We start from the raw sequence: 26,563 nt of genomic DNA on the forward strand, positions 1-26,563 counted from the left end.
TTACCGCACCTTCAGCGTCGCCAGGCCAATCAGCACCAGCATCAGCGAAATAATCCAGAAGCGCACAATCACTCGTGGTTCCGGCCAGCCTTTAAGTTCGTAATGGTGGTGAATCGGCGCCATACGGAATATGCGCTGCCCACGTAACTTAAAGGACCCGACTTGCAAGATGACTGACAGTGTTTCGACCACAAACACGCCACCCATAATCACTAATAAGAATTCTTGGCGCAGTAACACCGCGATGGTACCTAGCGCGCCGCCTAAGGCCAATGAGCCTACATCGCCCATAAAAACTTGTGCCGGATAAGTGTTAAACCAGAGGAAGCCCAACCCAGCGCCAACAATGGCGGTACAGACGATCACCAATTCACCGGCGTGGCGCAGATAAGGAATATGCAGGTAGGCCGCAAAGTTGACGTTACCGGTCGCCCAAGCCACTAATGCAAAACCGCCCGCAACAAATACCGTTGGCATAATCGCCAAGCCATCCAACCCGTCAGTCAAGTTAACCGCATTACTGGTGCCAACAATCACGAAGTAAGCGAGCAGGATGTAGAGCAAGCCCAGTTGCGGCATGATGTCTTTGAAAAATGGCACCACTAACTCAGTCGCGGGCGTATCTTTACCGATGCTGTACATCGCGAATGCCGCGGCCAGTGCAATGATCGATTGCCAGAAGTACTTCCAGCGAGCAATCAAACCTTTGGTGTTTTTACGTACCACTTTGCGGTAGTCATCGATGAACCCGACGATGCCATAGCCCACTAAGATGAACAGCACACACCAGACATACGGGTTAGAGGGATAAGCCCACATCAGCACCGAAATGGTGATGGAGAACAGAATCATTAAGCCGCCCATGGTCGGCGTGCCGCGTTTACTGAAATGTGACTCTGGCCCATCGTTACGTACCACTTGCCCAATCTGCAATTTCTGCAAATAAGCAATCAAATGCGGCCCCATCCACAATGAGATCACCAACGCCGTTAACAGACTCACAATGGCTCGGAACGTCAAATAGGAAAAGACGTTAAAGCCCGAGTAAAATTGCACGAGATATTCAGCTAACCAAACTAACATGATGCCTTCTCCTGTAACGCACGCACGACATGCTCCATGGCGGCGCTACGTGAACCTTTAATTAAGACGGTAATAACCGGATGTTCGAGCAGCAATTCACTCACACGGGCTGCCAATGCACTCTTATCCTGAAAATGTTCGCCACTGCCACTGGCGTCGCTCAATGTCTGACTTAACGTGCCGACACTCAGTACTTTGTCGATACCCGCCTGTTTAGCGGCTTCACCCACCTGACGATGGCAATCGATCGCGGTATCGCCCAATTCACCCATGTCACCGACCACCATGACACGATAGCCCGGCATTTCTGCTAGCACTTGCGCGGCGGCAGTCATGGAACCCACGTTGGCGTTGTAAGTGTCGTCTAGTAGCAATTTTCCCGTGGCGAGTGGTATCGGGAATAAGCGCCCCGGTACCGCTTGTAACTGCATCAACCCCTGACGAACAGCCGCGAGATCAGCACCAACCGACATGGCTAACGCCGCTGCGGCAAGCGCATTGGCGATGTTATGCCGCCCCGGTAATGGCAGCTCAATGGCAACCGTTCCAAAGGGTGAATGCAGGGTGAAATGCGTTGCCTGCGGCGTAATGCGGACATCGCTGGCATAGAAATCAATATCGACTACACCCTGTGGGGAAAAACGCCAAACCTGCTTGTTATGCAGTGTTTCTTGCCAATGTGGCCAGTCGTTGCTGTCGGCATTGATAATCGCGGTGCCGTTAGCGGGTAATCCGGCAAAAATCTCGCCTTTGGCCTGCGCCACGCCTGCCAGTGAACCAAAACCTTCCAGATGAGCTGCCGCTAAATTATTCACTAAAGCGCTTTCTGGGCGGCTTAAATCTGTGGTGTAAGCAATTTCACCTACATGATTGGCACCCAATTCAATGACGGCAAAATCATACTCAGGCGTCAAACGCAGTAACGTCAGCGGTACTCCGATATCATTATTAAAGTTACCGGCGGTATACAGCACATTGCCGCATTGGCGCAAAATCGCTGCCGTCATTTCTTTGACGGACGTTTTACCTGATGAGCCCGTTAAGGCCACCACGCGAGCAGGCACTTGCAGGCGAACCCAAGCGGCAAATTGCCCCAATGCCAAGCGAGTGTCTTTAACCACTAATTGCGGTGCCCCCACCAGTAAGCGTTTACTTACCAGCAAAGCTGCAGCACCAGCAGCAACTGCATCTTCTGCGAAATCATGTCCATCAAAACGCTCGCCTTTGAGCGCCACAAACAGACAGCCAGCCGTGACCTTACGGGTATCAATGGTCACTTCGGTTATCTCGATGCTATCGCCGATTAATTCAGCGTTAAGCAACTCGGACAAGAAATGCAGCGAGACCTTAATCATGCGATCACCCCCAATAAACGGGCGACGGTCACACGGTCGGAGTAATCCAGTCGGCGATTACCAACCAACTGATAATCTTCATGTCCTTTACCAGCGATCAGAACAACATCGTCTTCTTTAGCCTGCATAATGGCGCTGGTCACCGCTTCAGCACGACCATGAATCGCTTGCGCATGACCCGCATCTAATAAGCCATTGAGGATATCGGCCACAATGGCCTGAGGCTCTTCGCTACGCGGGTTGTCATCCGTCACGACGACACGATCAGCCAGTTGTTCTGCGATACCGCCCATAAGTGGGCGCTTACCTTTGTCACGATCACCACCGCAACCAAACACGCACCAAAGCTGCCCTTTGCAATGTAAACGGGCTGCCGCCAGCGCTTTTTCTAATGCATCTGGTGTGTGAGCATAATCCACCACGACCGTCGGTTTACCCGGTGCATTGAACACTTCCATTCGCCCACAAACCGGTTGTAAATGCGGCGCGGCAGCTAAAAGTTGTGGCAACGGATAACCCAGCGATAACAGCGTTGACAGTGCGACCAGCAAATTGCTGACATTGAATGCTCCCATCAGGCGGCTTTCTAACTGACCTTCGCCCCAGCTGGAATCGAAAACGATACTGGCACCATTATCGTGATATTCCACCTTGCTGGCCGATAACCACGGGCCTTTCCAGCCTGTTGGAACGTTACCTTCCATACTGACAGCGACCGCCTGTGGCAACTGGCTTAGCCAGCGGCGACCCACTTCGTCATCAGCATTAATAATCTTGTGTTCGGATTGATGAGTGGAGAACAGCAGCCATTTTGCTGCTTCGTAACTCGCCATATCGCCGTGGTAATCCAGATGATCACGACTTAAGTTAGTGAACACTGCGGCGGCGAACGGCAATGCTGCTACGCGATTTTGAATCAAACCGTGGGAAGAGACTTCCATCGCAGCGAATGTCGCACCTTGATCAACTAAATTGCGCAGTAAATGTTGAATATCAACTGCTGAGCCAGTGGTGTTTTCAGTTGGCACCACTTGCCCTAATAAACCATTACCCACCGTCCCCATCACTGCACTGGTTTCGCCCAGCGCTTGGCTCCATTGCGCCAACAACTGAGTCGTGGTGGTTTTGCCGTTCGTGCCGGTCACACCGACCAAACGTAACGCAGCCGCAGGTTGGTGATAAAACTGCCCAGCCAGCGTGGATAAATGCTGATTCAAATTACGCAAATAAATAACAGGGACACCATGCATTTCTGCAACACTGGCATCCGGTGCCACACCATCAGCTTCAGCGACAATGGCGGCAACACCTTGAGCGATCGCTTGCGGGATATAGCGACGCCCGTCCGTCTGGTGGCCAACAATGGCGACAAACAAATCCCCGGCAGCGGCAACACGGCTGTCTAATGTCATTTCCCGTAGCGCACGCTCCGGGACATCAAGCCCCCAAGGCGCGAGTAAGTTGCGCAAGTTACGATCTGCCACCTGAACCCTCTTTTGTATTAGTCACTAATTCGCTTTTATCACCAGTGGGTAGCGCATCTGGTTCGATGTTCATGGTGCGCAAGACACCGCCCATGATGGCACCGAACACCGGTGCAGAAACCGCACCACCGTAATATTTCCCTGCCTGCGGGTCGTTAATGACCACAACCAGAGCAAATCGAGGGTTACTCGCAGGTGCTACGCCTGCGGTGTAAGCGAGGTATCGGTCCATATATTTGCCATCCGGCCCGACTTTCTTGGCTGTACCGGTTTTAATGGCGATCCGGTAGCCTTTGATGGCGGCTTTGGTGCCCCCGCCGCCAGGTAATGCCACACTTTCCATCATATGAACCACGGTACGTACCAGCGGCTCAGGGAAAACGCGCTCACCGGCCACTGGCGGGTCAACTTTGGTGATCGACAGTGGGCGATAAATCCCCATGCTGCCGATGGTTGCATAGACTCGCGCTAGTTGTAACGGTGTTACCATTAGCCCGTAGCCGAAAGAGAAGGTGGCCCTCTCTATGTCAGACCACCGTTGTTTTTTAGGATATAAGCCACTGCTTTCTCCGACCAACCCCAAATTGGTCGCTTTCCCAAACCCAAACCGTGAGTAAGTATCTACTAACGCTGAGGATGGCATCGCTAACGCCAGTTTAGAAACACCGACGTTACTCGACTTCTGCAAGATCCCGGTCACAGATAGCTCTGCGTAACGGGCCACATCTTTAATTTGATGACCGTTAACAAAGTACGGCAAGGTGTTCAGCACACTGTTTTCTTTCACTACACCATGCTGCAATGCCGTCATAACGACCATTGGCTTCACTGTTGAGCCGGGTTCAAAAATATCGGTTATTGCTCGGTTACGCATCGCGTCTTTCGGCGTACCGGTCAGATTGTTCGGGTTGTAAGACGGGCTGTTCGCCATGGCTAACACTTCGCCAGTATTCACATCGACCAAGACTGCCGTACCCGATTCCGCTTTGTTAAAGGCCACCGCATTGTTCAATTCGCGATACACCAACGCCTGTAAGCGCTCATCAATGCTCAGCGCTAAATTATGCGCAGCCTGACTATCAACGGAGGAGATATCCTCAATCACACGGCCGTAGCGGTCTTTACGCACCGTACGCTCACCAGGTTGTCCGGTCAGCCAACGATCAAAACTTTTCTCAACGCCTTCAATACCTTCGCTATCGATATTGGTCACACCGATAATGTGCGCCATAACTTGGCCAGCGGGATAATAACGGCGGGATTCTTGGCGCAAATAGATGCCAGGCAATTTCAACTTATGGATATAGTCGCCAATGGCAGGGTTGACTTGGCGAGCCAGATAAACAAAGCGACCTTTTGGATTGGCGTTGATTCGCGTCGCCAATTGATCGAGGGGGATCTCCAAGGCATCTGACAGTGCTTTCCAGCGTGTATCCAGTGTGATACCGCCACGCTCAATTAACTCTTTCGGATCAGCCCAAACCGCATTCACCGGTACACTGACAGCCAAAGGCCGGCCAGAACGATCGCTTATCATGCCACGCGCTGTCGGTACGGATTGCACGCGCAACGAGCGCATATCGCCCTCACGCACCAACTTGTCGGGATTAATCACTTGCAGATAGGCCGTGCGTAACATCAAGCCAACCAATGCCAATAAAATACAGCCGCATAACAACGCAAAACGCCAGCTGATAAAGCTGGCTTGTTCTTCTTGTTGGCGCTTTAACTTCCCAGGGCGCGCTGCTTTCATGCGTTACCTTGGCAACGTAGAGTCATGGTGGCCACTATTTCCTTTTTTCTTTGAAAAAACAGTTTCTTATAAAAAACTTAAGCTCAAGAAAAACCTTATTGTTGAACCAAAATATTTTCTTGTGATGGATCAACATGTTGCATCTTCAGTTTGTCAGTCGCGATACTTTCAACACGGCTGTGATCACCTAACGCGTTCTCTTCCAGAATCAAGTTACGCCACTCGATATCCAGCGCATCCCGCTCCAGTACCAACTGCTCACGCTCTGCGGTGAGCAAGCGCGTACGGTGCGCGGTAGTGACAACAAAAACGGCAGACACTAACACCGCGACCAGTAGAATTAATGGAATCTTCGCGTTGCGGAGTAAATCCCCGCCGATGACCCCAACTAATCCGTGACGTTCGTTGCCTATCACGCTTTAACCTTCTCAGCAAAACGTAATACGGAGCTACGTGCCCGCGGATTTTCAGCGACTTCAGCATCTGCTGGCATCATTTTGCCGATGGACTTTATGGTGCGCCCACCCATGCTACGTAACTGTGCTTCCGTCAGCGGCAGCCCTGCCGGAACCTGTGGCCCACGGCTATGCTGGCGGATGAAGTTCTTCACAATGCGATCTTCTAGCGAGTGGAAGCTAATCACTGACAAACGGCCTTCAGGTGCCAACACCTCATGTGCGCCATCCAATGCACGCTCAATCTCTTCTAATTCACTGTTGATATAAATACGGATGGCTTGAAAACTACGCGTCGCCGGATGCTTGTGCTTTTCACGGAATGGACTGGCATTCGCAATCAAATCCGCTAGCTCTTTAGTACGCGTCATAGGTTGAGTGAGATTACGCTCAACAATGGCCTTAGCGAGACGCTTAGCAAAACGCTCTTCACCGAAGGTTTTCAATACCCAAGCGATATCATCAGCACTCGCTTTCATTAGCCATTCAGCGGCTGATAACCCACGAGAAGGGTCCATACGCATATCCAATGGCCCATCACGCATAAACGAAAAACCACGTTCTGGATCATCCAATTGCGGTGATGACACACCGAGATCCAGCAAGATACCGTTAATACGGCCGACTAAATCCAATTCCCGCACATAATGTGCCAAATCAGAAAAAGGACCGTGTACGATAGAAAAACGCGGATCGGTAATAGATTTTGCTGCTTCAATCGCTTGAGGATCGCGATCAATTGCTATCAAGCGCCCTTCTGGCCCAAGTTGGGACAAAATCAGACGCGAGTGACCACCACGGCCAAAAGTTCCGTCAATATAGATACCGTTATTGCGGATGTTCAGGCCATTCACGGCCTCATCTAGCAATACGCTTGTGTGCTTGTAGGTGTTATCTACAACTTTATTTTTATCAACCATGCTTATAGCGATAAGTCCTGTAGCCGCTCAGATAGTGGTTCCTGAGTGGACTGCTCTGCGTCGATGTCATCCTTGACTTGTTGATACCAGGTCTGTTCATCCCACAGTTCAAACTTGTTGAACTGCCCAACCAGCATCACTTCTTTATTTAGCCCAGCATGCTGACGCAATGTTCCTGCGATCAGTAAGCGCCCAGCGCCGTCCATCTGACATTCACTGGCATGTCCTAGCAGCAAACGCTGAACCCGACGCTCAGCCGGGTTCATGCTCGACAGACGAGATAATTTTTGCTCAATGATTTCCCATTCAGGGAGTGGGTAAAGTAATAGGCATGGTTGGTGAAGGTCTATGGTACAGACCATCTGGCCTTGCGATTCCTCATTCAGCAAATCCCGATAACGGGTAGGTACGGCGAGCCGCCCTTTGCTGTCGAGGTTAACCATCGTTGCCCCACGAAACATGGCTGAGTTACCCCTTCATGACCCAATTCACCACTTTACCCCACAAATCCCCACATTAAAGAGTTTACGGATGGTATGAAAACCTTGTCAAGCCAGAGCCGAGGGGCTTTGACAATATTTATGGGCCATTTTTGAGATATATCTCGTAGAAGGGGCTATTTTAGTGCTCGAAATAGAAAATAAGGTCATGATTAACGGGCTATTTTTCCGCCAGTAATTCCAGCAACTTAAATAAATAATTAATTGTCGATTAATTGTCTCATTATTTCCTTCTGCAAGGAATGTCTCATTTCCAGTATGAAAATTGTACGATCTGAAAATAGCTCACCTGAGTACAAAAGCCGCATTGGCTGGCTTCTCGAAAGGAGAAACAGCGAAAATTAGCGGTAAAATCCACAACAACACAATAATACCCTTGGAAACAACATGTGTTACCGGCGCTGCATTTTACTTCAATTAAGCCGTAAGGATTAATCTATTTTGAAATAAATTAATGGCACATATTTTGGAGTGCCACTGAAATATGAATACCTTCAGACAGATAAATCCTAAATTCGGAAAATAGGGCCAAATGACATTTTATTCAGCCGCTAATTTATATTTGGCTTAAATTGCATGCCTTAATCCGCCCGACCAACGAAAAATCATAACTATCTGTTTTTAAATAAAAAACAAAAAACCCACCATTTAAAAAACTACCGACAGCCCAAAACCCTACAGTAGAAAGTATAAAAATCAGGCAAATGTTAAAAATAAAAATTTTAAGCTAGTTATATTGATCGAGCTGGCACTGTAGACTACTTAATAAGCAAAAAGACAACACAATTAACTATTATTTAAAAAAATACCCACATATAAACCCTGCTAATAATGTCATCGATTGACGTTTTAGCAGATTTTTACCCCAAATAGGGAGTTAATGGCCATGTTTTCAACTGGGTCCCGTCTGCGTAGTGCCGCAGCCGATACTTTCGCTCTCGTGGTGTATTGTTTTGTCATTGGCATGGCTATTGAGATCCTGATCTCAGGAATGACCTTCCAACAGTCGCTCTCTTCCCGCTTGGTTTCAATACCGGTCAACATTCTTATCGCTTGGCCTTACGGCGTGTATCGAGATGCATTCATTCGCTTTGCACATCGTCATGCTGGGGAACATTTCTGGGCACGAAATCTGGCGGATTTACTGGCATACGTGAGTTTCCAGTCACCGGTCTATGCGTTGATTCTGTGGTCGGTAGGCGCTGATTTAGAACAAATTGCGACAGCTGTTGCGAGTAATGCCTTGGTTTCAATGGCGATGGGCGTGGCTTATGGCTACTTCTTGGAGTATTGCCGCAGGTTGTTCCGCGTCGCAGGTTATGTTTGATTGCCCTACTTTATCTCAAGCTAAAGCGTGTTAGCACAACGGAGCTAGGGCAAGTGACGAGGATAGTAGGATTGGTTTCAGTGTTAGCGATACTCAATCAGGGCTTTTGACAGCCCTGATTGGTCATCATGATTTCTCACTTAGGCTATCTGCGGCTCAAACTACCGCGACGGAACAAGTTACGGCGAATGCGCGTTAAACCAGGTTTCGGCTTTTGTGGCTCATCTAAGCTGGCTAACACCAGTTCTAGCACACGCTCAGCCACATCACGGTGACGTTGTGCAACCGCCAGCACTGGGCATTCTAGGAAATCGAGCAACTCGTTATCGCCAAAGGTGGCGATAGCCAGATTGCTGGGTAAGCGCCCATTTTGCTTCAACGTGATGTCCATAACACCCTGTAGCAGTTGGAATGAGGTCGTAAACAGCGCCTGTGGCATTGGGTGGGTCTTTAGCCATTCAGCGAATAGCGTACCGGCAGCTTCACGCTCATAACTGTTAGCATAGAGATAATCGACTTTGCGAGGATCGTCTTTCCACGCTTCACGAAAACCCATCTCTCGCAGGAAACTGACTGACAGTTCCGGTAATGCGCCCAAATACAGTACCGACTCGGCTGGGAATGTTCGTAACTCTTGCGCCAACATCAACGCATCTTCTTGATCTGCCCCTACCACACTAATGAAATGCTCCCTGTCTAACGCGCGATCAAGGGCGATTATCGGCAGTGGGTCATTCGCCCATCGCTGATAAAAAGGGTGCTCCGGTGGTAAAGCTGTTGAAACAATGATGGCGTCGACTTGACGCTGCAAGAGGTGTTCAATACAACGCATTTCATTATCGGGTTGATCTTCAGAACAGGCGATCAACAACTGGTAACCACGCTGACGAGCCTGACGCTCAAGATAATTTGCGATACGTGTGTAGCTGGTATTTTCCAGATCGGGGATAACTAATCCTATCGAACGGGTTCTCCCCGCACGCAATCCTGCCGCGACGGCATTTGGGTGATAGTTATGTTCCCTGACAACAGCCATCACTTTATCGACTGTTTTATCGCTGACTCGGTACTGTTTCGCTTTGCCATTAATGACATAACTGGCGGTTGTGCGCGAAACGCCCGCAAGACGCGCGATTTCATCCAGTTTCACATTGACCCCTTATAAACCCAATAAAGTAATGAAAGGCATGATGTCTGCCAGCGCGCAATATCTCAAAATCTCTCGAAATATTTCAACCCGTCATAAACCTAAGGATGACAACTAAACAATCACACCCTATAGACATAGTTTAACTACGGATATTGCGCTCTGTAGATCTAACCGCAGAACTCGTTATTGAGCAACCGCTTTAACCGCCATATAACGCTATCTGGGTTAAATAATAAGAAAAAAAAAGCTCAGCATGTCTGCCGAGCTTAATAATTAGGATTAATCCTTCAGCTTAACGCATGATCTTGTCGCCACGGGATACACCAACAATACCGGAACGGGCCACTTCAACAATTTCGGCGACTTCCCTGACGGCATTTAAGAATGCATCCAGCTTATCGCTAGTCCCAGCAAGCTGGACGGTATAGAGCGTAGCGGTCACATCAACAATTTGCCCACGGAAAATTTCTGTGCAGCGTTTCACTTCTTCACGCCCGTAGCCACTGGCCTGCAATTTTACCAACATGATCTCACGCTCAACATGTGAGCCAGAGACCAACTCGCTGACCCGCAAAACATCCACCAGCTTATGCAGCTGCTTTTCGATTTGCTCCAATACCTTGGCATCACCCACGGTTTGGATGGTCATTCTTGACAGTGTTGGGTCATCGGTTGGTGCGACAGTCAAACTCTCAATGTTATAACCGCGCTGAGAAAACAGGCCAACTACCCGTGATAAAGCACCTGATTCGTTTTCCAGCAGAACTGATAAGATCCGGCGGCGCATAATTATGTCCTCTCCGTTTTGCTAAGCCACATTTCGTCCATGCCACCACCGCGAATCTGCATCGGGTAAACATGCTCCGTTTCATCCACTGTCACATCCACAAATACTAGGCGATTGGTCTCGGATAGTTGTGACAAGGCATCGGCCAATTTGCTTTCCAGCTCATCAGGGGTGCGGATTGCGATACCGATATGCCCATAGGCTTCAGCCAATTTGACGAAATCAGGCAGTGAATCCATATAAGACTGTGAATGACGGCCTGAATAAATCATATCCTGCCACTGCTTCACCATGCCGAGATAGCGGTTATTCAGGTTCAATACCAGCACCGGCAGGTTATATTGCAACGCAGTCGATAATTCCTGAATATTCATTTGGATGCTGCCATCGCCGGTCACACAGACCACGGTTTCATCCGGTAGCGCCAGTTTAACCCCCAGTGCGGCCGGTAACCCGAAGCCCATCGTGCCTAAACCACCGGAGTTGATCCAACGACGTGGTTTATCAAACGGGTAATACAGCGCAGCGAACATCTGGTGTTGGCCCACATCTGATGTCACGTAAGCACCACCTTTAGTCAGACGGTGCAGCGTTTCAATAACCGCTTGTGGCTTTATCTTGCCGCTGTCTTTGCTGTAACCCAAGCAATCACGGGCGCGCCACTGTTCAATGGATTGCCACCAGTCACGTAGGCTATCAAAATCTTGCGCGCAATCGACCTGAGACATCAAGTCCAACATTTGCGTCAGGACTTGTTTAGCATCACCAACAATCGGGATATCTGCTGTTACCGTTTTGGAGATGGATGTCGGATCGATATCAATGTGTAACACGGTCGCGTCTGGGCAGTATTTCGCCAAGTTATTGGTCGTACGGTCGTCAAAGCGTACGCCCACAGCAAAAATAAGGTCCGCATTATGCATGGCCATATTGGCCTCAAACGTCCCGTGCATCCCCAACATGCCAACATTCTGGCGATGAGTGCCGGGGAAGCTGCCTAACCCCATCAGAGAACTGGTAACAGGCAGGTTTAGTTTCTCAGCAAAGGCCAATAACTCTTCGTGACAAGCTGCATTTATCGCGCCACCACCGACATACATGATCGGTCTTTTAGCCGCTAAAATAGTTTGCAGCGCGCGCTTAATCTGCCCACGGTGACCTTGTACCGTCGGATTATAAGAACGCATGCTAACTTGTTCAGGGTAAGCGTAAGGCATTCTGACCGCAGGTCCGACGATATCTTTTGGCAAATCAATGACGACTGGCCCAGGGCGACCTGTTGATGCCAGATAAAAAGCTTTTTTCAGTACAGAGGGAATATCTTCCGTGCGCTTAACCAGGAAGCTGTGTTTAACCACTGGGCGGGAAATACCCACCATGTCGCACTCTTGGAAAGCATCATAGCCAATCAACGAGCTAGGCACCTGACCAGAGAGCACCACCATGGGTACTGAATCCATATATGCCGTGGCAATACCGGTAATCGCATTGGTTGCACCGGGGCCGGAGGTGACTAGCACCACACCGACCTCACCAGTAGCCCGCGCATAGCCATCGGCCATGTGAACCGCACCTTGCTCATGGCGCACTAGCACATGATCAATGCCTCCTACCGTGTGCAGGGCATCGTAGATATCAAGTACGGCCCCGCCGGGATAACCGAACACATGCTTAACGCCCTGATCGATTAACGATCGGACAACCATCTCGGCTCCTGACAACATCTCCATGGTTTTGCCTCCAGGCTTAGTTTGCTCATTGGATAACGGGAAGTCATTTCCACGGGATCCTGTAGGAAAGGCACAACGCCCCTTATTCCTATTCTTAGTTTGTTATCGTTAGGGTTACTAACTTATTAACATAACGTCAGAATTTCTGGCAGGCAAACAGCAATTATCTGCCCTAAAGACAATTCTGTTAGTCACACACTGGATTTCACCTTGAAAGGGAAATAAAAAACTATCGATTAATCTATCGTCTTGGTTTTTACGCCGTACAAACGAGTAACAATAGCACTAAATCAGGCTAACGGATTTTATGCATTGGATTCAGGAAATTGATAGCTACTACACAGAAATGAGTAGATAGAGCGGGCTTTTGAACATAAAAACAACGACGGCCTCTAGCAAGAGAGATATAGGCCGTCGTAGTTACAAACTGAAAACAAGGTGGATTAATCGCGATACATGGAATCAATTTCATTCTGATAGCGCTGGAGAATGATTTTACGCCGCAATTTCATAGTTGGTGTCAGCTCACCCGTTTCCATGGTGAATGCCTGCGGTAACAGAGTGAAGCGTTTAACCTGTTCGAACAGCGCCAACTCTTTTTGCATCTCTTTTAGCCGTTGCTCGAATAAGCTGACAATGTGGCTATGGCGTAATAATTCCAATCTATCGTGATATTTCAGGTTAATCGAACGTGCATACTCTTCCAGTGACTCGAAACAGGGAACAATCAGCGCTGAGACAAACTTACGCGTATCGGCAATTATCGCCACTTGTTCAATAAAACGATCCTGACCCAGCGTGCCTTCAATCATTTGCGGCGCAATGTATTTCCCACCTGAAGTTTTCATCAGGTCTTTTAGCCGCTCAGTGATGAATAAATTGCCATTGGCATCCAATGCGCCCGCATCGCCTGTTTTGAGCCAACCATCTTCGGTAAATGACTCTGCCGTCTCTTGTGGCTTGTTGAGATAGCCACGCATGACAATAGGGCCACGAACTTGAATCTCATTTTCAGCGCCTAAACGAACGTCAATCCCCGGTAATGGCTTGCCGATGGAGCCAAAACAGAAGTCTTTCTCTTCCCAACAGGATACCGTCGCGCAGGTTTCGGTCATACCATAGCCATACTTGATATTGACGCCAATCGCTTGGAAAAACAGAATAATATTGTCATCTAACCGCGCACCCGCCGCAGGTAAGAAACGCACTCTTCCGCCCAATAAATCACGCAACTTACTCAGTACCAAGCGATCCGCAAGCTTAAACATCTGCTCAGACAGCGGCGATAGCGTTTTCCCCTGCTGTTGATGCTGGAATTTGCTTTCGCCACAGTTCACTGCCCAGCGGAACAACATCCGGCGATGCCATTTTGCCAGAGCAACTTTATCATTGATGGCGCTGAATACTTTTTCGTAGAAACGGGGAACGGCACACATTACCGTGGGTTTTACCGCCTGCATGGCAGGACGGACCCAATCAGTATCGCTGATGTAGACATTCTGTGCGCCGGTATGCATGACATAGAAGCTCCATGCCCGTTCAAACACATGGGATAACGGCAAGAAACTGAGGGAAACGTCATTAGTGGTCAGCGTTAGGCGCTGATCATGCAAATAAAGTTGGGCTGCCATATTACGATAATCCAGCATCACACCTTTTGGTTCCCCCGTAGTACCAGAGGTATAAATCAGGGTAAACAAGTCGTCTAAGTCGCAATACTCTACACGTTTGTCCAATAAATGCCGCTGTACAGCATCTGGTTGTTGCTCAAAATCAGCTAAGTGTTGAGCATACTCACATCCGCGCAAATCGACTGCAGCATCTAAAACAATAATTTGAGTCAATTGAGGACAATGCGGCTTCAACGTAATAGCAACATCAAATTGCGCTTGTCCACCGACAAACAGAATACGCACATCGGCGTCATTGAGCACATACGCGGCTTGTGCCGTGGTATTGGTGGCATATAAGGGCACACTCACGCCACGCAATTGCAAAATAGCCAAGTCGGCCAATGACCAAGCCATACTGTTATTAGCAAAAATCCCAATACGCTCTTGTATGGCGACACCTAAGGACAGCAGCGCTGTAGATATCTGGGTGACGTGTTCGTCAACCTGACGCCAACTGAGCTGTTTTTCCCCTTTTGGCGACCATTCACGTAGGGCGACTTGATCTGCACGATCACTGATTTGCTGGCGCAAACGGCGCACAAGGTGGTATTGCTCTAATGTGTGGGTCATAACATCGCTGCTCGCTGCTAAATCAATTGTTCGCTCATAAAGTATACTGCAACTTTGCTGTTCGCCGATATTCAGCTTACATGTGTACACTTTTTTCGCGCAGTCTACCTGCTCTAGAGGTTATGGCAAATAAAATTCAGCGCAGAAGTGTGAGCTAAAAGAAACTTTGATGAAAAATACCGCATCCAAGGCAAAAGCAAGGCAAAGAGGGAGGGGTTAAGTAAAGCGATAGCATGTTGCTGAGTGGTGCTATAAGCGATGGAAGCAAGCAAGATGGCATTCAATCTCACTTTTCCCTGCCACTGAGCGTAATATCATTTCAGCAGCAGGGCTTAACAAGCCGCTACAAGGGGGTACTAAGTTGTCCGAGTAATTCTTTCATCCATTGGTGGCCTTTATCTCTATCCGTCGATTCATGCCATGTGAGATAGCATGGCCGGCTTATTTTCTCTTTCCAAGGTAATGAGATCAATTTCAAATTAAGCGTTTCATTATATTGCTGAACCAACCAGCGAGGTGCGATAGCCACAAAGGAAGTTTGAGATACAATATTAAGTACGCTATTCATATCCGTACTTTCATAGGCAATAGTTTGAGCGCTCACAATGGATTCATAATAAGCCTCACTGAAAGAACCCATTTTATCTAATGAGACAACAGCATGTTGTTCAGAAATGAGTTGTTCTTGAGTAATTGAATGGTCAATACGAGGATGATCTTTTGACACAACCAATACAGATTCATCATCAAATAATGAGATATCATGAAAGTCTGGGCGTTCAAATTTAGTATAACCAATAACAAATTCGGTCTCTTGATAACGTAACTGATGCTCAATATTCTCATTAAGATAAGATCGGATAATGAGTTGCACATTAGGTGCCAATGATTTAATTCGCTCTATTATTTGTGCTGTAAGCCTAATATCTAATGGACTACAAATTGATAAATTAAATACTCGCCCACTATTTTTGGCCTCAAAACCCGCCCCCGGTAACTCATTTTGGACAAGTTGCAATGCTTGTCTCACCGGCCCAAAAAGTTGACGAGCTCTAGCGGTCGGCTGAATTCCTCGTCCATAACGAACAAACAACTCGTCATTAAACATCACTTTCAAGCGGGCGACGGCGTTACTCACTGCGGGCTGAGACATGCCCAAAGACTGGGCTGCGCGTGTAACATTATGCATTTGCATTACTGCATCAAAAACAGTTAATAAATTGAGGTCAACACTTCTTAAATGAACTTCGCTACATACTTTTTTAGTCGCTTGACCGTCGGTTACTAAGTTGTATTCAGACATGCTTAACTCCACTAAGCTTTATGCAGATGACACGATTAATAAAAGAGTCCTGTTGATATTTATCATCTTCTCAAAATATCTTTGATTTCTTACTATTAATGACGCCAATATTTTCATTGTTATCGTTGTAAGATAAAATGAGCCTCATCCTTGTATATATAAAACGATATGAATTGCCTCCATGTATTTTCCGCCAATAACGCCTATGGATAAATACGTGAACAAGCCATCCACATAAAGTACCCCACATAACCCTTAAGACTAATTCACTCTAAAAATAAGACTCTGACATATCATAAGCGCCAATAATAAAAGCAATAACATGATCACATCACAAAATGAGATAATTGACAACTATGCCATTAACAAATAATAAATTCATTAATGAAAACTTATTAGTTATTAATTATAGCGGCTAATTAACTTAATAATAGATTGAATTTTGCTAATGCAATGATGAGTTTACGTCATAGTCATAACATGTTAATCAAATAAATAACACTATTCATTACGCGAATAAGTATTTATATTTACACGACATAGAAATCATTAATAATAAGTTTTGCTATAAATTTACTCGCTGATTGAACAATCAAGAACAGTTTCAGTTATTAACCTCTATCTTATTAAGTGTAAAGATCATTTTTGGCACAGCAGTCCCTCCGAAAAAACGGCTCATCACCCAAAATAATCTGAAAAGTACAATAACCCGCATTACTATCGTTATGCCAAACAAACAAAAAGGCCACTAAGCATAAATTAGAGCAATAATCCAATTTAACTAGAAAATCAGTTATTTGTTCTAAAATGATAATTACCCTATTGTCATAACCAGTTGAAGACACTATTTCAAACAAATATTGACATACCCATAGAATTCACGTATCAATTTAGGCAACGCAATATCATAACCAATGAGAAACTGAAAAAATGTTCTACTCAACCCGTCTACTAGGCCTACTACTCAACGCAACTCACTTGCGCGGTATGTTGGTGGACGGAAATCAGAACTGATTCAGTCATCAAGATTAACAAGCCCGCGCAAATGCGCGGGTTTTTTTTTACCCGCTAAGCGCAAATGTAAACACGACAAGGAATATCCACATGAGCCAACAGGTCATTATTTTTGATACAACATTGCGTGACGGTGAACAAGCGTTGCAAGCCAGTCTGAGTGTTAAAGAGAAGCTGCAAATCGCGTTGGCACTGGAAAGAATGGGTGTCGACATAATGGAAGTCGGCTTCCCGGTTTCTTCTCCTGGTGATTTTGAGTCAGTCCGTACCATCGCGCAGCAAGTGAAAAACAGCCGAGTCTGCGCCTTAGCGCGCTGTGTCGATAAAGATATTGATGTGGCGGCTGAAGCCTTACGTATCGCAGAAGCGTTCCGTATCCACGTCTTTTTGGCGACATCGACGTTGCACATCGAATCCAAGTTAAAGCGCTCATTTGATGATGTGTTGGCGATGGCGGTTCATTCAGTGAAGCGCGCGCGTAACTATACCGACGACGTAGAGTTCTCCTGTGAGGATGCTGGTCGTACTCCAATTGATAACTTGTGTCGTGTCGTGGAAGCGGCAATCGGTGCCGGTGCTACCACCATCAATATCCCTGATACCGTCGGTTACACCACGCCATATCAGTTTGGCGGAATCATCACTGATTTGTATGAGCGTGTTCCTAACATTGATAAAGCCATTATCTCTGTGCATTGCCACGATGATTTGGGTATGTCGGTTGCTAACTCCATTACCGCCGTTCAAGCCGGTGCGCGTCAGGTTGAAGGCACCATCAACGGCTTAGGCGAACGTGCCGGTAACTGTTCATTGGAAGAAGTGATCATGGCGATTAAAGTGCGCCATCAGATGTTGGGCGTGCATACTAATATCAATCATCAGGAAATTTACCGTACCAGCCAATTGGTCAGCAAAATATGCAATATGCCAATCCCTGGTAACAAAGCCATTGTCGGTAGTAATGCTTTTGCCCACTCCTCTGGCATTCATCAGGATGGCGTACTGAAAAACCGCGAAAACTACGAAATCATGACGCCCGAGTCTATCGGTCTGAAAGAAGTGCAGTTGAACCTGACCTCTCGTTCTGGTCGCGCGGCAGTGAAACACCGTATGGAAGAGATGGGCTATCAGGATAAAGATTATAATTTGGACTCTTTGTACGATGCCTTCCTGAAATTGGCAGACAAAAAAGGCCAAGTGTTTGATTACGATTTGGAGGCGTTGGCCTTCATCAATAAGCAACAAGAAGAACCCGAGTATTATCGTTTGGACTATTTCAGCGTCCAATCAGGCTCCAGTGTGATGGCAACTGCCTCAGTAAAATTGGTTTGTGGTGAAGAAACAAAATCAGAAGCAGCCACAGGTAACGGTCCGGTAGATGCTGTCTATCAAGCAATTAACCGCATCACCGACTACCCCATTGAACTGGTGAAATATCAATTATCGGCCAAAGGTCAAGGTAAAGACGCATTGGGTCAGGTTGATATCGTGGTTGATCACAAGGGCCGTCGTTTCCATGGCGTAGGTTTGGCAACGGACATTGTCGAATCCTCTGCTAAGGCATTGGTTAACGTATTAAATAATATCTGGCGCGCTCATCAAGTAGAAATTGAGAAACAGCGCTTGCAACAAAATAATCAGGAAATGGTGTGAACATGACGAAGACTTATCATATTGCCGTTTTACCCGGAGACGGCATTGGTCCAGAAGTAATGGCTCAAGCAAATAAAGTAATGGATGCGGTACGCCAGCGTTTCGGCATTAAGATTTCAACTAGCGTCTATGATGTGGGCGGCGCAGCCATTGACCGCCACGGCAGCCCATTACCGCCAGCAACCGTTAACGGCTGCGAACAGGCTGATGCCATTTTATTCGGCTCAGTTGGCGGCCCTAAATGGGAGCACTTGCCACCAGCGGAACAACCTGAGCGCGGCGCTTTATTGCCATTGCGAAAACACTTCAAATTATTCAGTAACTTGCGTCCAGCACGCTTATATCAAGGGCTGGAAGATTTCTGCCCACTGCGCAGTGATATCGCCGCCAAAGGCTTCGATATTCTGTGTGTGCGTGAGTTAACCGGCGGTATCTATTTCGGTCAACCGAAGGGCCGTGAAGGCCAAGGCCAATACGAACGTGCGTTTGATACCGAAGTGTATCATCGCTTCGAAATTGAGCGGATTGCCCGTATTGCCTTTGAATCTGCGCGTAAACGTCGTAGTAAAGTGACCTCAATCGATAAAGCCAACGTGTTGCAAAGCTCGATTTTGTGGCGTGAAGTGGTCAACGCGATTGCGGCGGATTACCCAGATGTGGCGTTGTCCCATATGTATATCGATAACGCGACGATGCAGTTAATCAAAGACCCTTCGCAGTTTGATGTGTTGCTGTGCTCCAATTTATTTGGCGATATTTTGTCCGATGAGTGCGCCATGATTACTGGCTCAATGGGGATGTTGCCATCTGCCAGTTTGAACGAACAAGGCTTTGGCTTATATGAACCTGCTGGCGGCTCCGCGCCGGATATCGCAGGCAAAAACATCGCGAACCCGATCGCTCAGATCCTCTCTTTAACCTTGCTGCTGCGCTTTAGTTTAGGCAAAGACGAGGCTGCTGATGCTATTGAGCGCGCAATCAATCAGGCATTAGAACAAGGCTATCGTACCGCTGATTTAGCCGGTGATGGCAAAGCCATTGGCACCAACGAAATGGGCGATATCATCGCTAAATTCGTGGCTGAGGGGGTTTAACATGGGCAAGACGTTATATCAAAAATTGTACGATGCCCACATCGTGCACGAAGCGCCGAATGAAACACCCTTGTTATATATCGACCGTCACTTAGTGCATGAAGTGACGTCTCCGCAAGCGTTTGATGGCTTGCGGGCCATGGGGCGTCCTGTGCGTCAGCCAAGTAAAACCTTTGCCACCATGGATCACAACGTTTCAACGCAGACCAAAGATATTAATGCCAGCGGCGAAATGGCGCGCATTCAGATGCAAGAGTTGATTAAGAACTGCGCTGAATTTGGCGTCTCTTTATATGACTTGAATCATCCATTCCAAGGCATCGTCCATGTGATTGGCCCAGAACAAGGCATGACGTTACCCGGTATGACCATTGTCTGCGGCGACTCCCATACTGCCACGCATGGCGCATTTGGCTCCTTGGCCTTCGGTATCGGGACTTCAGAAGTTGAACATGTGTTGGCCACCCAGACCCTGAAACAGGGCCGTGCCAAGACCATGAAAATTGAAGTCAATGGCGACGTCGGCGCAGGGATTACGGCTAAAGATATCGTGTTGGCCATTATTGGCAAAACCGGCAGTGCCGGTGGTACGGGCCATGTGGTGGAATTCTGTGGCAGCGCCATTGAAGCGTTGAGCATGGAAGGCCGCATGACATTGTGCAATATGGCTATCGAAATGGGGGCTAAAGCGGGATTAGTGGCACCGGATGACACCACCTTCGATTACCTGAAAGGGCGTCAATTTGCGCCGACGGGTGAACAATGGGAACAAGGCGTGGCCTACTGGCGCGGCTTGAAGTCAGATGCTGAGGCTAAATTCGATACGGTTGTCACCTTAGACGCGGCAGATATCGCACCGCAAGTCACTTGGGGGACGAACCCAGGCCAAGTGATTGCCGTGAATCAAACTATTCCGGCACCGGAGTCCTTTAGCGATCCTGTCGAACGTGCTTCGGCCGAAAAAGCCTTGGCTTATATGGATTTACGTCCGGGCATTAAGTTAACCGAAGTGGCGATTGATAAAGTATTTATCGGCTCTTGCACCAACTCGCGCATTGAAGATTTGCGGGCTGCTGCGGCTATCGCGCAAGGGCGTAAAGTTGCCAATGGCGTACAGGCTATCGTCGTCCCTGGTTCTGGCCCCGTGAAAGCGCAGGCTGAAGCGGAAGGTTTGGATAAGATCTTTATCGACGCTGGTTTCGAATGGCGTTTACCCGGCTGCTCAATGTGTTTGGCGATGAACAATGACCGTCTGGAACCGGGTGAGCGCTGCGCCTCCACCAGCAACCGTAACTTTGAAGGCCGTCAGGGCCGTGGCGGGCGTACCCATTTGGTTAGCCCCGCGATGGCAGCAGCTGCGGCTGTCAGTGGTCATTTTGCTGACGTTCGCGACTTATCCGCCGCTACCCACTAACCGGAGATACCACCATGGCTAAATTTACTCAACACATTGGTTTGGTTGTCCCGTTAGATGCGGCGAACGTCGATACCGATGCGATTATCCCAAAACAGTTTTTGCAGAAAGTGACCCGTACCGGTTTTGGACAACACCTGTTTAACGATTGGCGTTTTCTGGACGATGCCGGCAAAGTGCCTAACCCCGAATTTGTGCTAAACCAGCCACGCTACCAAGGTGCCAGCATTTTGCTCGCACGTGAGAATTTCGGCTGCGGCTCATCTCGTGAACACGCACCTTGGGCATTGACCGATTTCGGTTTTAAAGTGGTTATTGCACCGAGCTTTGCCGATATATTCTATGGCAACTCGTTTAATAACCAACTGCTACCAGTCACATTAAGTGAAGCCGATATTGATACGTTATTCCAGTTAGTGAAAAACAATGAAGGCATTCAATTTGTTGTCGATTTGGAAGCGCAGACCGTGAATGCAGGGGGCAAAAGTTATTCGTTCGAGATCGACAGTTTCCGCCGCCATTGCATGATGAATGGTTTGGACAGTATTGGTCTGACGTTGCAACATGAAAAGGCTATTTCTACCTACGAAAAACAGCAGCCCGCGTTTTTACGTTAATATCCTTTGAAGCCAGCAATATTAATATTGCTGGCTTACTACACCTTCGTCCATTATGTCGCGGAAAATGATGTAGGCATTATTGGTGTAATAATCTTCCTAATACCAATAATTTAAGATCGCACAAAAATATTAATCAAATACTCACCCGTTTTTCCTGAGAAAAAAGCCTAAACAACCAAAAACCCGCATAATCAATCTGTTATATAACAGCGCCGTAAGCTATTAGATTGCCTACCTATTAGTGTCTTTAATGTGGTTTTTCTTAATTGTATTCTGTGCTAGCGGTCACTTTTTATTTCTTAAACAACGGTATGCTGTCTTCCACCATCCACTCCTAGAGGGCGCCTTATGATACGCATCGCACTGCGTTACGAAGCACGCATCTCCGGCGACAGCCGAGCTTGGTTTAATATTGATTACCGCCTCGCCAACGATTTCCCGCGTTAGTTTCTCATCGCTTATTCAGCTTCGGCTGAAACATCTCATTCTTATTTTTATTGCCGTCATGGTTAATCGGTTGGCTATTTTTATTGCCAAAACATGACTGTATTTTAAATATTAATATCTAAAAACACCTAAAGTCATTGGTGCTGCAAGTAGCCTGTCAATATGCATGGCTATATTTATGCGGTTTCCAGTACTCAAGGTATTTGGAGTAATAAGCTATGAAACGTATCCCTGAACCCTTCCGTATTAAAATGGTAGAAAATATTCGGATGACCAATCGGGAAGATCGCGAGAAAGCATTAATTGAAGCCGGCTATAACCCTTTCTTATTACCGAGTGAAGATGTCTATATTGATTTACTGACGGACTCAGGCACTGGCGCAATGAGTGATCGCCAATGGGCTGGGTTAATGATGGGCGATGAAGCCTATGCGGGTTCACGCAATTATTATAATTTGTGTGATCAAGTGAAGAAGCTGATCGGTTACCCGTTTACCATTCCCACCCATCAGGGCCGTGGAGCGGAACAAATCCTGTTCCCTTGCTTGATTGCGAAAAAACAAAAAGCGGGCGGCGCGAAAAACCCTGTCTTTATTTCTAACTTCCATTTCGATACCACGGCCGCCCACGTTGAGATGAATGGCGCCAAAGCCATCAACGTTGTGACACCGAAAGCCTTTGATACTGTGGCTTATTACGATTGGAAAGGCGATTTCGATTTAGATCAACTCAAGGCCACCATTTCCGAATACGGGGCAGAAAACGTCGTCTCAATTATTACGACCGTCACCTGTAACAGCTCAGGCGGGCAGCCGATTTCAATGAGCAATATGCGCGAGGTGTATCGCATTGCTCAACAGCATAATATCCCCGTTGTCATTGACTCGGCCCGCTTCTGCGAAAACGCTTGGTTTATTAAGCAACGTGAACCCGGTTATGGCGATAAGTCGATCAAAGAGATCATTCTGGAAATGTACCAGTATGGCGACATGCTCACCATGTCAGCCAAAAAAGACCCGATGGTTAACATTGGTGGCTTATGCTGCTTCCGCAACGATGAAGACTTGTTCAACGACGTTCGCATCCGTTGCGTACCAATGGAAGGTTTTGTCACTTACGGTGGTTTAGCGGGCCGCGATATGGAAGCACTGGCCATCGGGTTGGAAGAAGGGATGAATGAAGACTTCCTGACTTACCGTATTGGCCAAGTTGAGTATCTGGGTGAACGTCTGCGCGCGGGGGGGATTCCGATTCAATACCCAACAGGGGGCCATGCTGTCTTTGTCGATGCCAAAATCCTGCTGCCCCATATTCCGGCGGAACAATTCCCTGCGCAGGCACTGAATAACGCCTTGTATCTGGAAGCCGGTATCCGTAGCGTGGAAATTGGTTCACTCCTGCTCGGCCGTGATCCGCAAACTGGCAAACAAAAACCATCACCACTGGAATTGCTACGCCTGACCATCCCGCGCCGTGTCTACACCAATGACCATATGGATTATATTGCCGATGCGCTGATTGCACTCAAATCACGTGCTGAAGAAATCAAAGGGCTGACTTTCACCTACGAACCCCCTGTTTTGCGTCACTTTGTTGCCCGCTTGAAACCCATCGAATAAGCGGCAACTGCCATTCTGACAATACGCCCCCTATCACACCGGTAGGGGGTACACAGCGACCAAATTGTTACCTCTATAAGTGGTAAAACCACACGAGGACACCCTACTATGGCCCAAACAACATTAGAAGATCAGGTCACAGCAGTAAAAATTAAAAGTCCTTCCCTACTCGGTGGTGCAATGATTATTGCAGGCACCATTGTGGGCGCAGGGATGTTTTCGCTACCCGTTGTTATGTCAGGGATCTGGTTTTATTGGTCTATTGCCGTTCTGGTTTTTACTTGGTTTTGCATGCTCCACTCTGGATTAATGATCCTCGAAGCCAACCTCAACTACCACACCGGCGCCAGTTTTGACACCATCACCAAAGACTTACTGGGCAATGGCTGGAACGTGATTAATGGCCTGACCGTCGCCTTTGTACTCTACATTCTGACCTATGCCTATATCTCCGCCAGCGGTTCTGTTATTCAACATACACTACGTGGCATGGGCATCGATTTTCCTGCTCGATTAGGTGGCTTATTCTTTGCCTTATTTGTCGCCTTTATTGTCTGGCTCAGTACCACTGCGGTGAGCCGCATGACAACTATCGTGCTAGGCGCAAAAATACTCACCTTCTTTATGACGTTTGGCGGGCTGCTCGGGCATGTCGAACCCGTGAAGTTGTTTAATCTAAGCGATGCTAACCCCAGTTACCTGCCCTATCTACTGATGACACTGCCGTTTTGTCTGGCTTCATTCGGCTACCACGGTAACGTCCCTAGCCTGATGAAGCATTACGGCAAGAATCCTCATCGAATCCGCAACTGTCTGCTGATTGGCACGCTGCTGGCACTGGCCCTCTATATCATTTGGCTGGTCGGCACCATGGGCAATATTCCGCGACCGCAATTTCGTGAAATAGCCAGTCAGGGCGGCAATATCGATGTGTTGGTCAGTGCATTAGGGGGGATCTTAAAAAGCCCGTCAATGGACCTGCTGCTGACGGTATTCTCAAACTTCGCGGTCGCCAGTTCATTCCTGGGCGTGACATTGGGATTATTCGATTATCTGGCTGATTTATTTAAATTTGACGACAGCCGATTAGGGCGAGGGAAAACCGCCGCCATTACCTTCATACCGCCCATCTTGGGTGGGTTGATATATCCAGATGGCTTCATCTACGCCATCGGCTACGCGGGACTCGCCGCCACCGTCTGGGCTGCCATCGTCCCCGCGCTGTTGGCCCGAGCCTCTCGCAAACGCTTTGGTAGCCCGCTGTATCGTGTATGGGGAGGGACACCCATGATTGTGTTGATTCTGCTGTTCGGGGCAGTGAATGCCATCGCCCATGTTCTGTCCAGCTTGAATCTGCTGCCGGTCTACTAAAACTCATCAACCAGCGCCCTACGGGGCGCTAAGCCTCCCTGACTCGCGCACAAATAATCAACGCTAAAACCGCTAACACCATCGCCACCACATACACAGAATCATGTCCCCAAGTTTCGGTCAGTACCCCTTGCAACACACCTGCCAAAATGACACCTGTCGAAATACTGTTGGTGAACAACGTGGTCGCCGCCCCAGCTCTGCCCGGCATCAGATCTTGGAAATAGAGCATACCGATACCGGCAACGATACCGATAAAAATGGCGTTAAAAATTTGCAGCATCATCAGTGCAGATTTGAATTTAAACAGCACCAATCCGGTATAGAACAAGACGCCCGCAAGCACCGCAAACAGCATGATTTTGCGTTTACCAAAGCGTCTGACTGAATATCCCGCCAGCAACATGATAGGGATTTCCAACCCCGCAGCGGTGCCCATCAATAAGCCGGCCAACCGCTCAGGCAACCCCAAACTGGCGGTGATATAGAGTGGCATATCAATGATGTACATGGTGTTGCACGTCCACATCAGCAACGAGGCAATAAACAATAGCAGGACGTCTTTGTCGGCAAATAGGCTGCCTTGCACCACTACCGGTGCATCCTCTACGGGTTCTGCGCGCTTCACTGAGGGTAAGACAAACCACACCACCAGCGCACTCAGCACAAAAATGCCGGCGGCAATACTGAACATCAGCGTAAAGCCATAATTAAGCGCCAACATAAACGACAGCGGTGGCCCGATAACCCAAGCCAATGAGAGCTGCGCACGCATAATGGAGCTGAACATCACCACTTCACGTGCAGAGTTATCCGCGTATTCACGCGCCAAAGCAAAAATTTGCGGCATAGCGGTGTTGGCGACGGCCGCCAAGAGCACACCGGCAGTGATTAACGTCAGATAATCACGATTAAAAGCAAATAATAGGCAGTTCCCCACCGCCATCAAGTAACAGACCATGATGAGCTTGCGGCGATCGCCACGTAAGTCTGAGCGTTTGGCCAGTAAGAAGCTGACGGTTATCCCAGCAATGGCATTCACGGTATAAAACAGGCCGACCCACAATGGCCGGACTTTCACTTCCGTACTTAAAAACAGGCTTAAGGTCGGTGCCTGTAACGCGCCCGCGATACCTGAAAGAAAAGCCACCACAAAGAAAGCAAGAAATACCGGGTTGATGCGGCGGGAAAAAGTTAATGCAGATTTCATTCCAGGCTCCAGCGCCAGAAACAGCTATTAC

21 protein-coding genes are annotated in these 26,563 nt (G+C 48.0%); 8 read left to right on the forward strand and 13 right to left on the reverse strand.

From position 1 onward, the window contains the following. The 7 genes from mraY to mraZ all read right to left on the reverse strand — a co-directional run bounded on the left by mraY (position 1) and on the right by mraZ (position 7,511). On the reverse strand, positions 1-1,083 hold the full coding sequence (gene mraY, locus DA391_RS18670; RefSeq protein ID WP_019211083.1) for a phospho-N-acetylmuramoyl-pentapeptide-transferase: 1,083 nt from the start codon (positions 1,081-1,083) through the stop codon (positions 1-3). After that, positions 1,077-2,438: a UDP-N-acetylmuramoyl-tripeptide--D-alanyl-D-alanine ligase gene (gene murF, locus DA391_RS18675; RefSeq protein ID WP_108088061.1), complete on the reverse strand. Its 1,362-nt coding sequence runs from the start codon at positions 2,436-2,438 to the stop codon at positions 1,077-1,079. Before murF ends, mraY begins: the two co-directional genes overlap by 7 nt. Beyond that, a complete protein-coding gene (gene murE / locus DA391_RS18680; RefSeq protein ID WP_050080228.1) occupies positions 2,435-3,922 on the reverse strand; it encodes a UDP-N-acetylmuramoyl-L-alanyl-D-glutamate--2,6-diaminopimelate ligase in 1,488 nt (495 codons plus the stop codon). Before murE ends, murF begins: the two co-directional genes overlap by 4 nt. After that, on the reverse strand, positions 3,909-5,675 hold the full coding sequence (locus DA391_RS18685) for a peptidoglycan glycosyltransferase FtsI (protein WP_050080227.1): 1,767 nt from the start codon (positions 5,673-5,675) through the stop codon (positions 3,909-3,911). The genes murE and DA391_RS18685 overlap by 14 nt, the downstream gene beginning before the upstream one ends. Before the next feature lie 95 nt (positions 5,676-5,770). After that, entirely contained in the window at positions 5,771-6,091 is a 321-nt protein-coding gene (gene ftsL / locus DA391_RS18690) for a cell division protein FtsL (protein ID WP_049604815.1), read from the reverse strand. After that, positions 6,088-7,050, reverse strand: coding sequence for a 16S rRNA (cytosine(1402)-N(4))-methyltransferase RsmH (rsmH, locus tag DA391_RS18695; protein ID WP_108088062.1), 963 nt, complete (start codon positions 7,048-7,050; stop codon positions 6,088-6,090). The genes ftsL and rsmH overlap by 4 nt, the downstream gene beginning before the upstream one ends. A 2-nt stretch (positions 7,051-7,052) precedes the next feature. Then, positions 7,053-7,511, reverse strand: a complete 459-nt coding sequence (mraZ, locus tag DA391_RS18700; protein WP_004875568.1) for a division/cell wall cluster transcriptional repressor MraZ — start codon at positions 7,509-7,511, stop codon at positions 7,053-7,055. Positions 7,512-8,436: 925 nt separating this feature from the next. Here mraZ and DA391_RS18705 point away from each other — a divergent pair. Beyond that, entirely contained in the window at positions 8,437-8,877 is a 441-nt protein-coding gene (locus tag DA391_RS18705) for an L-alanine exporter AlaE (protein WP_042806693.1), read from the forward strand. A gap of 145 nt (positions 8,878-9,022) precedes the next feature. Here the strand turns inward: DA391_RS18705 and cra are convergent, their stop codons facing one another. The 5 genes from cra to leuO form a co-directional block, all read right to left on the reverse strand. Then, positions 9,023-10,027, reverse strand: a complete 1,005-nt coding sequence (gene cra, locus DA391_RS18710; RefSeq protein WP_050080226.1) for a catabolite repressor/activator — start codon at positions 10,025-10,027, stop codon at positions 9,023-9,025. 292 nt (positions 10,028-10,319) lie between these two features. Next, entirely contained in the window at positions 10,320-10,814 is a 495-nt protein-coding gene (gene ilvN, locus DA391_RS18715; protein WP_004704512.1) for an acetolactate synthase small subunit, read from the reverse strand. A gap of 2 nt (positions 10,815-10,816) precedes the next feature. Beyond that, positions 10,817-12,544 carry an acetolactate synthase 3 large subunit gene (gene ilvI / locus DA391_RS18720; RefSeq protein WP_050285854.1) on the reverse strand — a complete coding sequence of 576 codons (1,728 nt, stop codon included), beginning with the start codon at positions 12,542-12,544 and terminating at the stop codon, positions 10,817-10,819. 443 nt (positions 12,545-12,987) lie between these two features. Continuing rightward, positions 12,988-14,787 carry an AMP-dependent synthetase/ligase gene (locus DA391_RS18725; protein WP_050285932.1) on the reverse strand — a complete coding sequence of 600 codons (1,800 nt, stop codon included), beginning with the start codon at positions 14,785-14,787 and terminating at the stop codon, positions 12,988-12,990. Between the two features lie 343 nt (positions 14,788-15,130). After that, positions 15,131-16,090 carry a transcriptional regulator LeuO gene (gene leuO / locus DA391_RS18730; RefSeq protein ID WP_050080224.1) on the reverse strand — a complete coding sequence of 320 codons (960 nt, stop codon included), beginning with the start codon at positions 16,088-16,090 and terminating at the stop codon, positions 15,131-15,133. A gap of 1,104 nt (positions 16,091-17,194) precedes the next feature. Here leuO and leuA point away from each other — a divergent pair. The 7 genes from leuA to mtr all read left to right on the forward strand — a co-directional run bounded on the left by leuA (position 17,195) and on the right by mtr (position 25,322). Next, entirely contained in the window at positions 17,195-18,757 is a 1,563-nt protein-coding gene (leuA, locus tag DA391_RS18740; RefSeq protein WP_050080223.1) for a 2-isopropylmalate synthase, read from the forward strand. Positions 18,758-18,759: 2 nt separating this feature from the next. Continuing rightward, entirely contained in the window at positions 18,760-19,851 is a 1,092-nt protein-coding gene (gene leuB / locus DA391_RS18745) for a 3-isopropylmalate dehydrogenase (RefSeq protein ID WP_019211094.1), read from the forward strand. A 1-nt stretch (position 19,852) separates the two neighbouring features. Continuing rightward, a complete protein-coding gene (gene leuC, locus DA391_RS18750; protein ID WP_050080222.1) occupies positions 19,853-21,265 on the forward strand; it encodes a 3-isopropylmalate dehydratase large subunit in 1,413 nt (470 codons plus the stop codon). A 14-nt stretch (positions 21,266-21,279) separates the two neighbouring features. After that, complete coding sequence (gene leuD, locus DA391_RS18755; protein WP_050285852.1) at positions 21,280-21,882, forward strand: 3-isopropylmalate dehydratase small subunit; 603 nt, start codon at positions 21,280-21,282, stop codon at positions 21,880-21,882. 351 nt (positions 21,883-22,233) lie between these two features. Further along, on the forward strand, positions 22,234-22,332 hold the full coding sequence (gene tnaC / locus DA391_RS18760) for a tryptophanase leader peptide (RefSeq protein WP_019211097.1): 99 nt from the start codon (positions 22,234-22,236) through the stop codon (positions 22,330-22,332). A 218-nt stretch (positions 22,333-22,550) separates the two neighbouring features. Then, on the forward strand, positions 22,551-23,951 hold the full coding sequence (tnaA, locus tag DA391_RS18765; RefSeq protein WP_108088064.1) for a tryptophanase: 1,401 nt from the start codon (positions 22,551-22,553) through the stop codon (positions 23,949-23,951). A 108-nt stretch (positions 23,952-24,059) separates the two neighbouring features. Further along, a complete protein-coding gene (gene mtr, locus DA391_RS18770; RefSeq protein ID WP_108088065.1) occupies positions 24,060-25,322 on the forward strand; it encodes a tryptophan permease in 1,263 nt (420 codons plus the stop codon). Positions 25,323-25,350: 28 nt separating this feature from the next. Here the strand turns inward: mtr and DA391_RS18775 are convergent, their stop codons facing one another. Continuing rightward, complete coding sequence (locus DA391_RS18775) at positions 25,351-26,532, reverse strand: sugar efflux transporter (RefSeq protein ID WP_050080218.1); 1,182 nt, start codon at positions 26,530-26,532, stop codon at positions 25,351-25,353. Between the last annotated feature and the right edge of the window lie 31 nt (positions 26,533-26,563).

This window comes from Yersinia massiliensis, assembly GCF_003048255.1.
Taxonomy (GTDB): Bacteria; Pseudomonadota; Gammaproteobacteria; order Enterobacterales; family Enterobacteriaceae; genus Yersinia; species Yersinia massiliensis_A.

Coding starts and splice junctions, on each gene's coding strand:
- tnaA (WP_108088064.1), top strand. CDS start 22,551: ATGAAACGTATCCCTGAACCCTTCCGTATTAAAATGGTAGAAAATATT.
- mraZ (WP_004875568.1), bottom strand. CDS start 7,511: ATGTTTCGTGGGGCAACGATGGTTAACCTCGACAGCAAAGGGCGGCTC.
- ilvN (WP_004704512.1), bottom strand. CDS start 10,814: ATGCGCCGCCGGATCTTATCAGTTCTGCTGGAAAACGAATCAGGTGCT.
- leuD (WP_050285852.1), top strand. CDS start 21,280: ATGGCTAAATTTACTCAACACATTGGTTTGGTTGTCCCGTTAGATGCG.
- DA391_RS18705 (WP_042806693.1), top strand. CDS start 8,437: ATGTTTTCAACTGGGTCCCGTCTGCGTAGTGCCGCAGCCGATACTTTC.
- DA391_RS18685 (WP_050080227.1), bottom strand. CDS start 5,675: ATGAAAGCAGCGCGCCCTGGGAAGTTAAAGCGCCAACAAGAAGAACAA.
- leuO (WP_050080224.1), bottom strand. CDS start 16,090: ATGTCTGAATACAACTTAGTAACCGACGGTCAAGCGACTAAAAAAGTA.
- leuB (WP_019211094.1), top strand. CDS start 18,760: ATGACGAAGACTTATCATATTGCCGTTTTACCCGGAGACGGCATTGGT.
- rsmH (WP_108088062.1), bottom strand. CDS start 7,050: ATGGTTGATAAAAATAAAGTTGTAGATAACACCTACAAGCACACAAGC.
- mraY (WP_019211083.1), bottom strand. CDS start 1,083: ATGTTAGTTTGGTTAGCTGAATATCTCGTGCAATTTTACTCGGGCTTT.
- tnaC (WP_019211097.1), top strand. CDS start 22,234: ATGATACGCATCGCACTGCGTTACGAAGCACGCATCTCCGGCGACAGC.
- ilvI (WP_050285854.1), bottom strand. CDS start 12,544: ATGGAGATGTTGTCAGGAGCCGAGATGGTTGTCCGATCGTTAATCGAT.
- leuC (WP_050080222.1), top strand. CDS start 19,853: ATGGGCAAGACGTTATATCAAAAATTGTACGATGCCCACATCGTGCAC.
- mtr (WP_108088065.1), top strand. CDS start 24,060: ATGGCCCAAACAACATTAGAAGATCAGGTCACAGCAGTAAAAATTAAA.
- leuA (WP_050080223.1), top strand. CDS start 17,195: ATGAGCCAACAGGTCATTATTTTTGATACAACATTGCGTGACGGTGAA.
- DA391_RS18775 (WP_050080218.1), bottom strand. CDS start 26,532: ATGAAATCTGCATTAACTTTTTCCCGCCGCATCAACCCGGTATTTCTT.
- murF (WP_108088061.1), bottom strand. CDS start 2,438: ATGATTAAGGTCTCGCTGCATTTCTTGTCCGAGTTGCTTAACGCTGAA.
- DA391_RS18725 (WP_050285932.1), bottom strand. CDS start 14,787: ATGACCCACACATTAGAGCAATACCACCTTGTGCGCCGTTTGCGCCAG.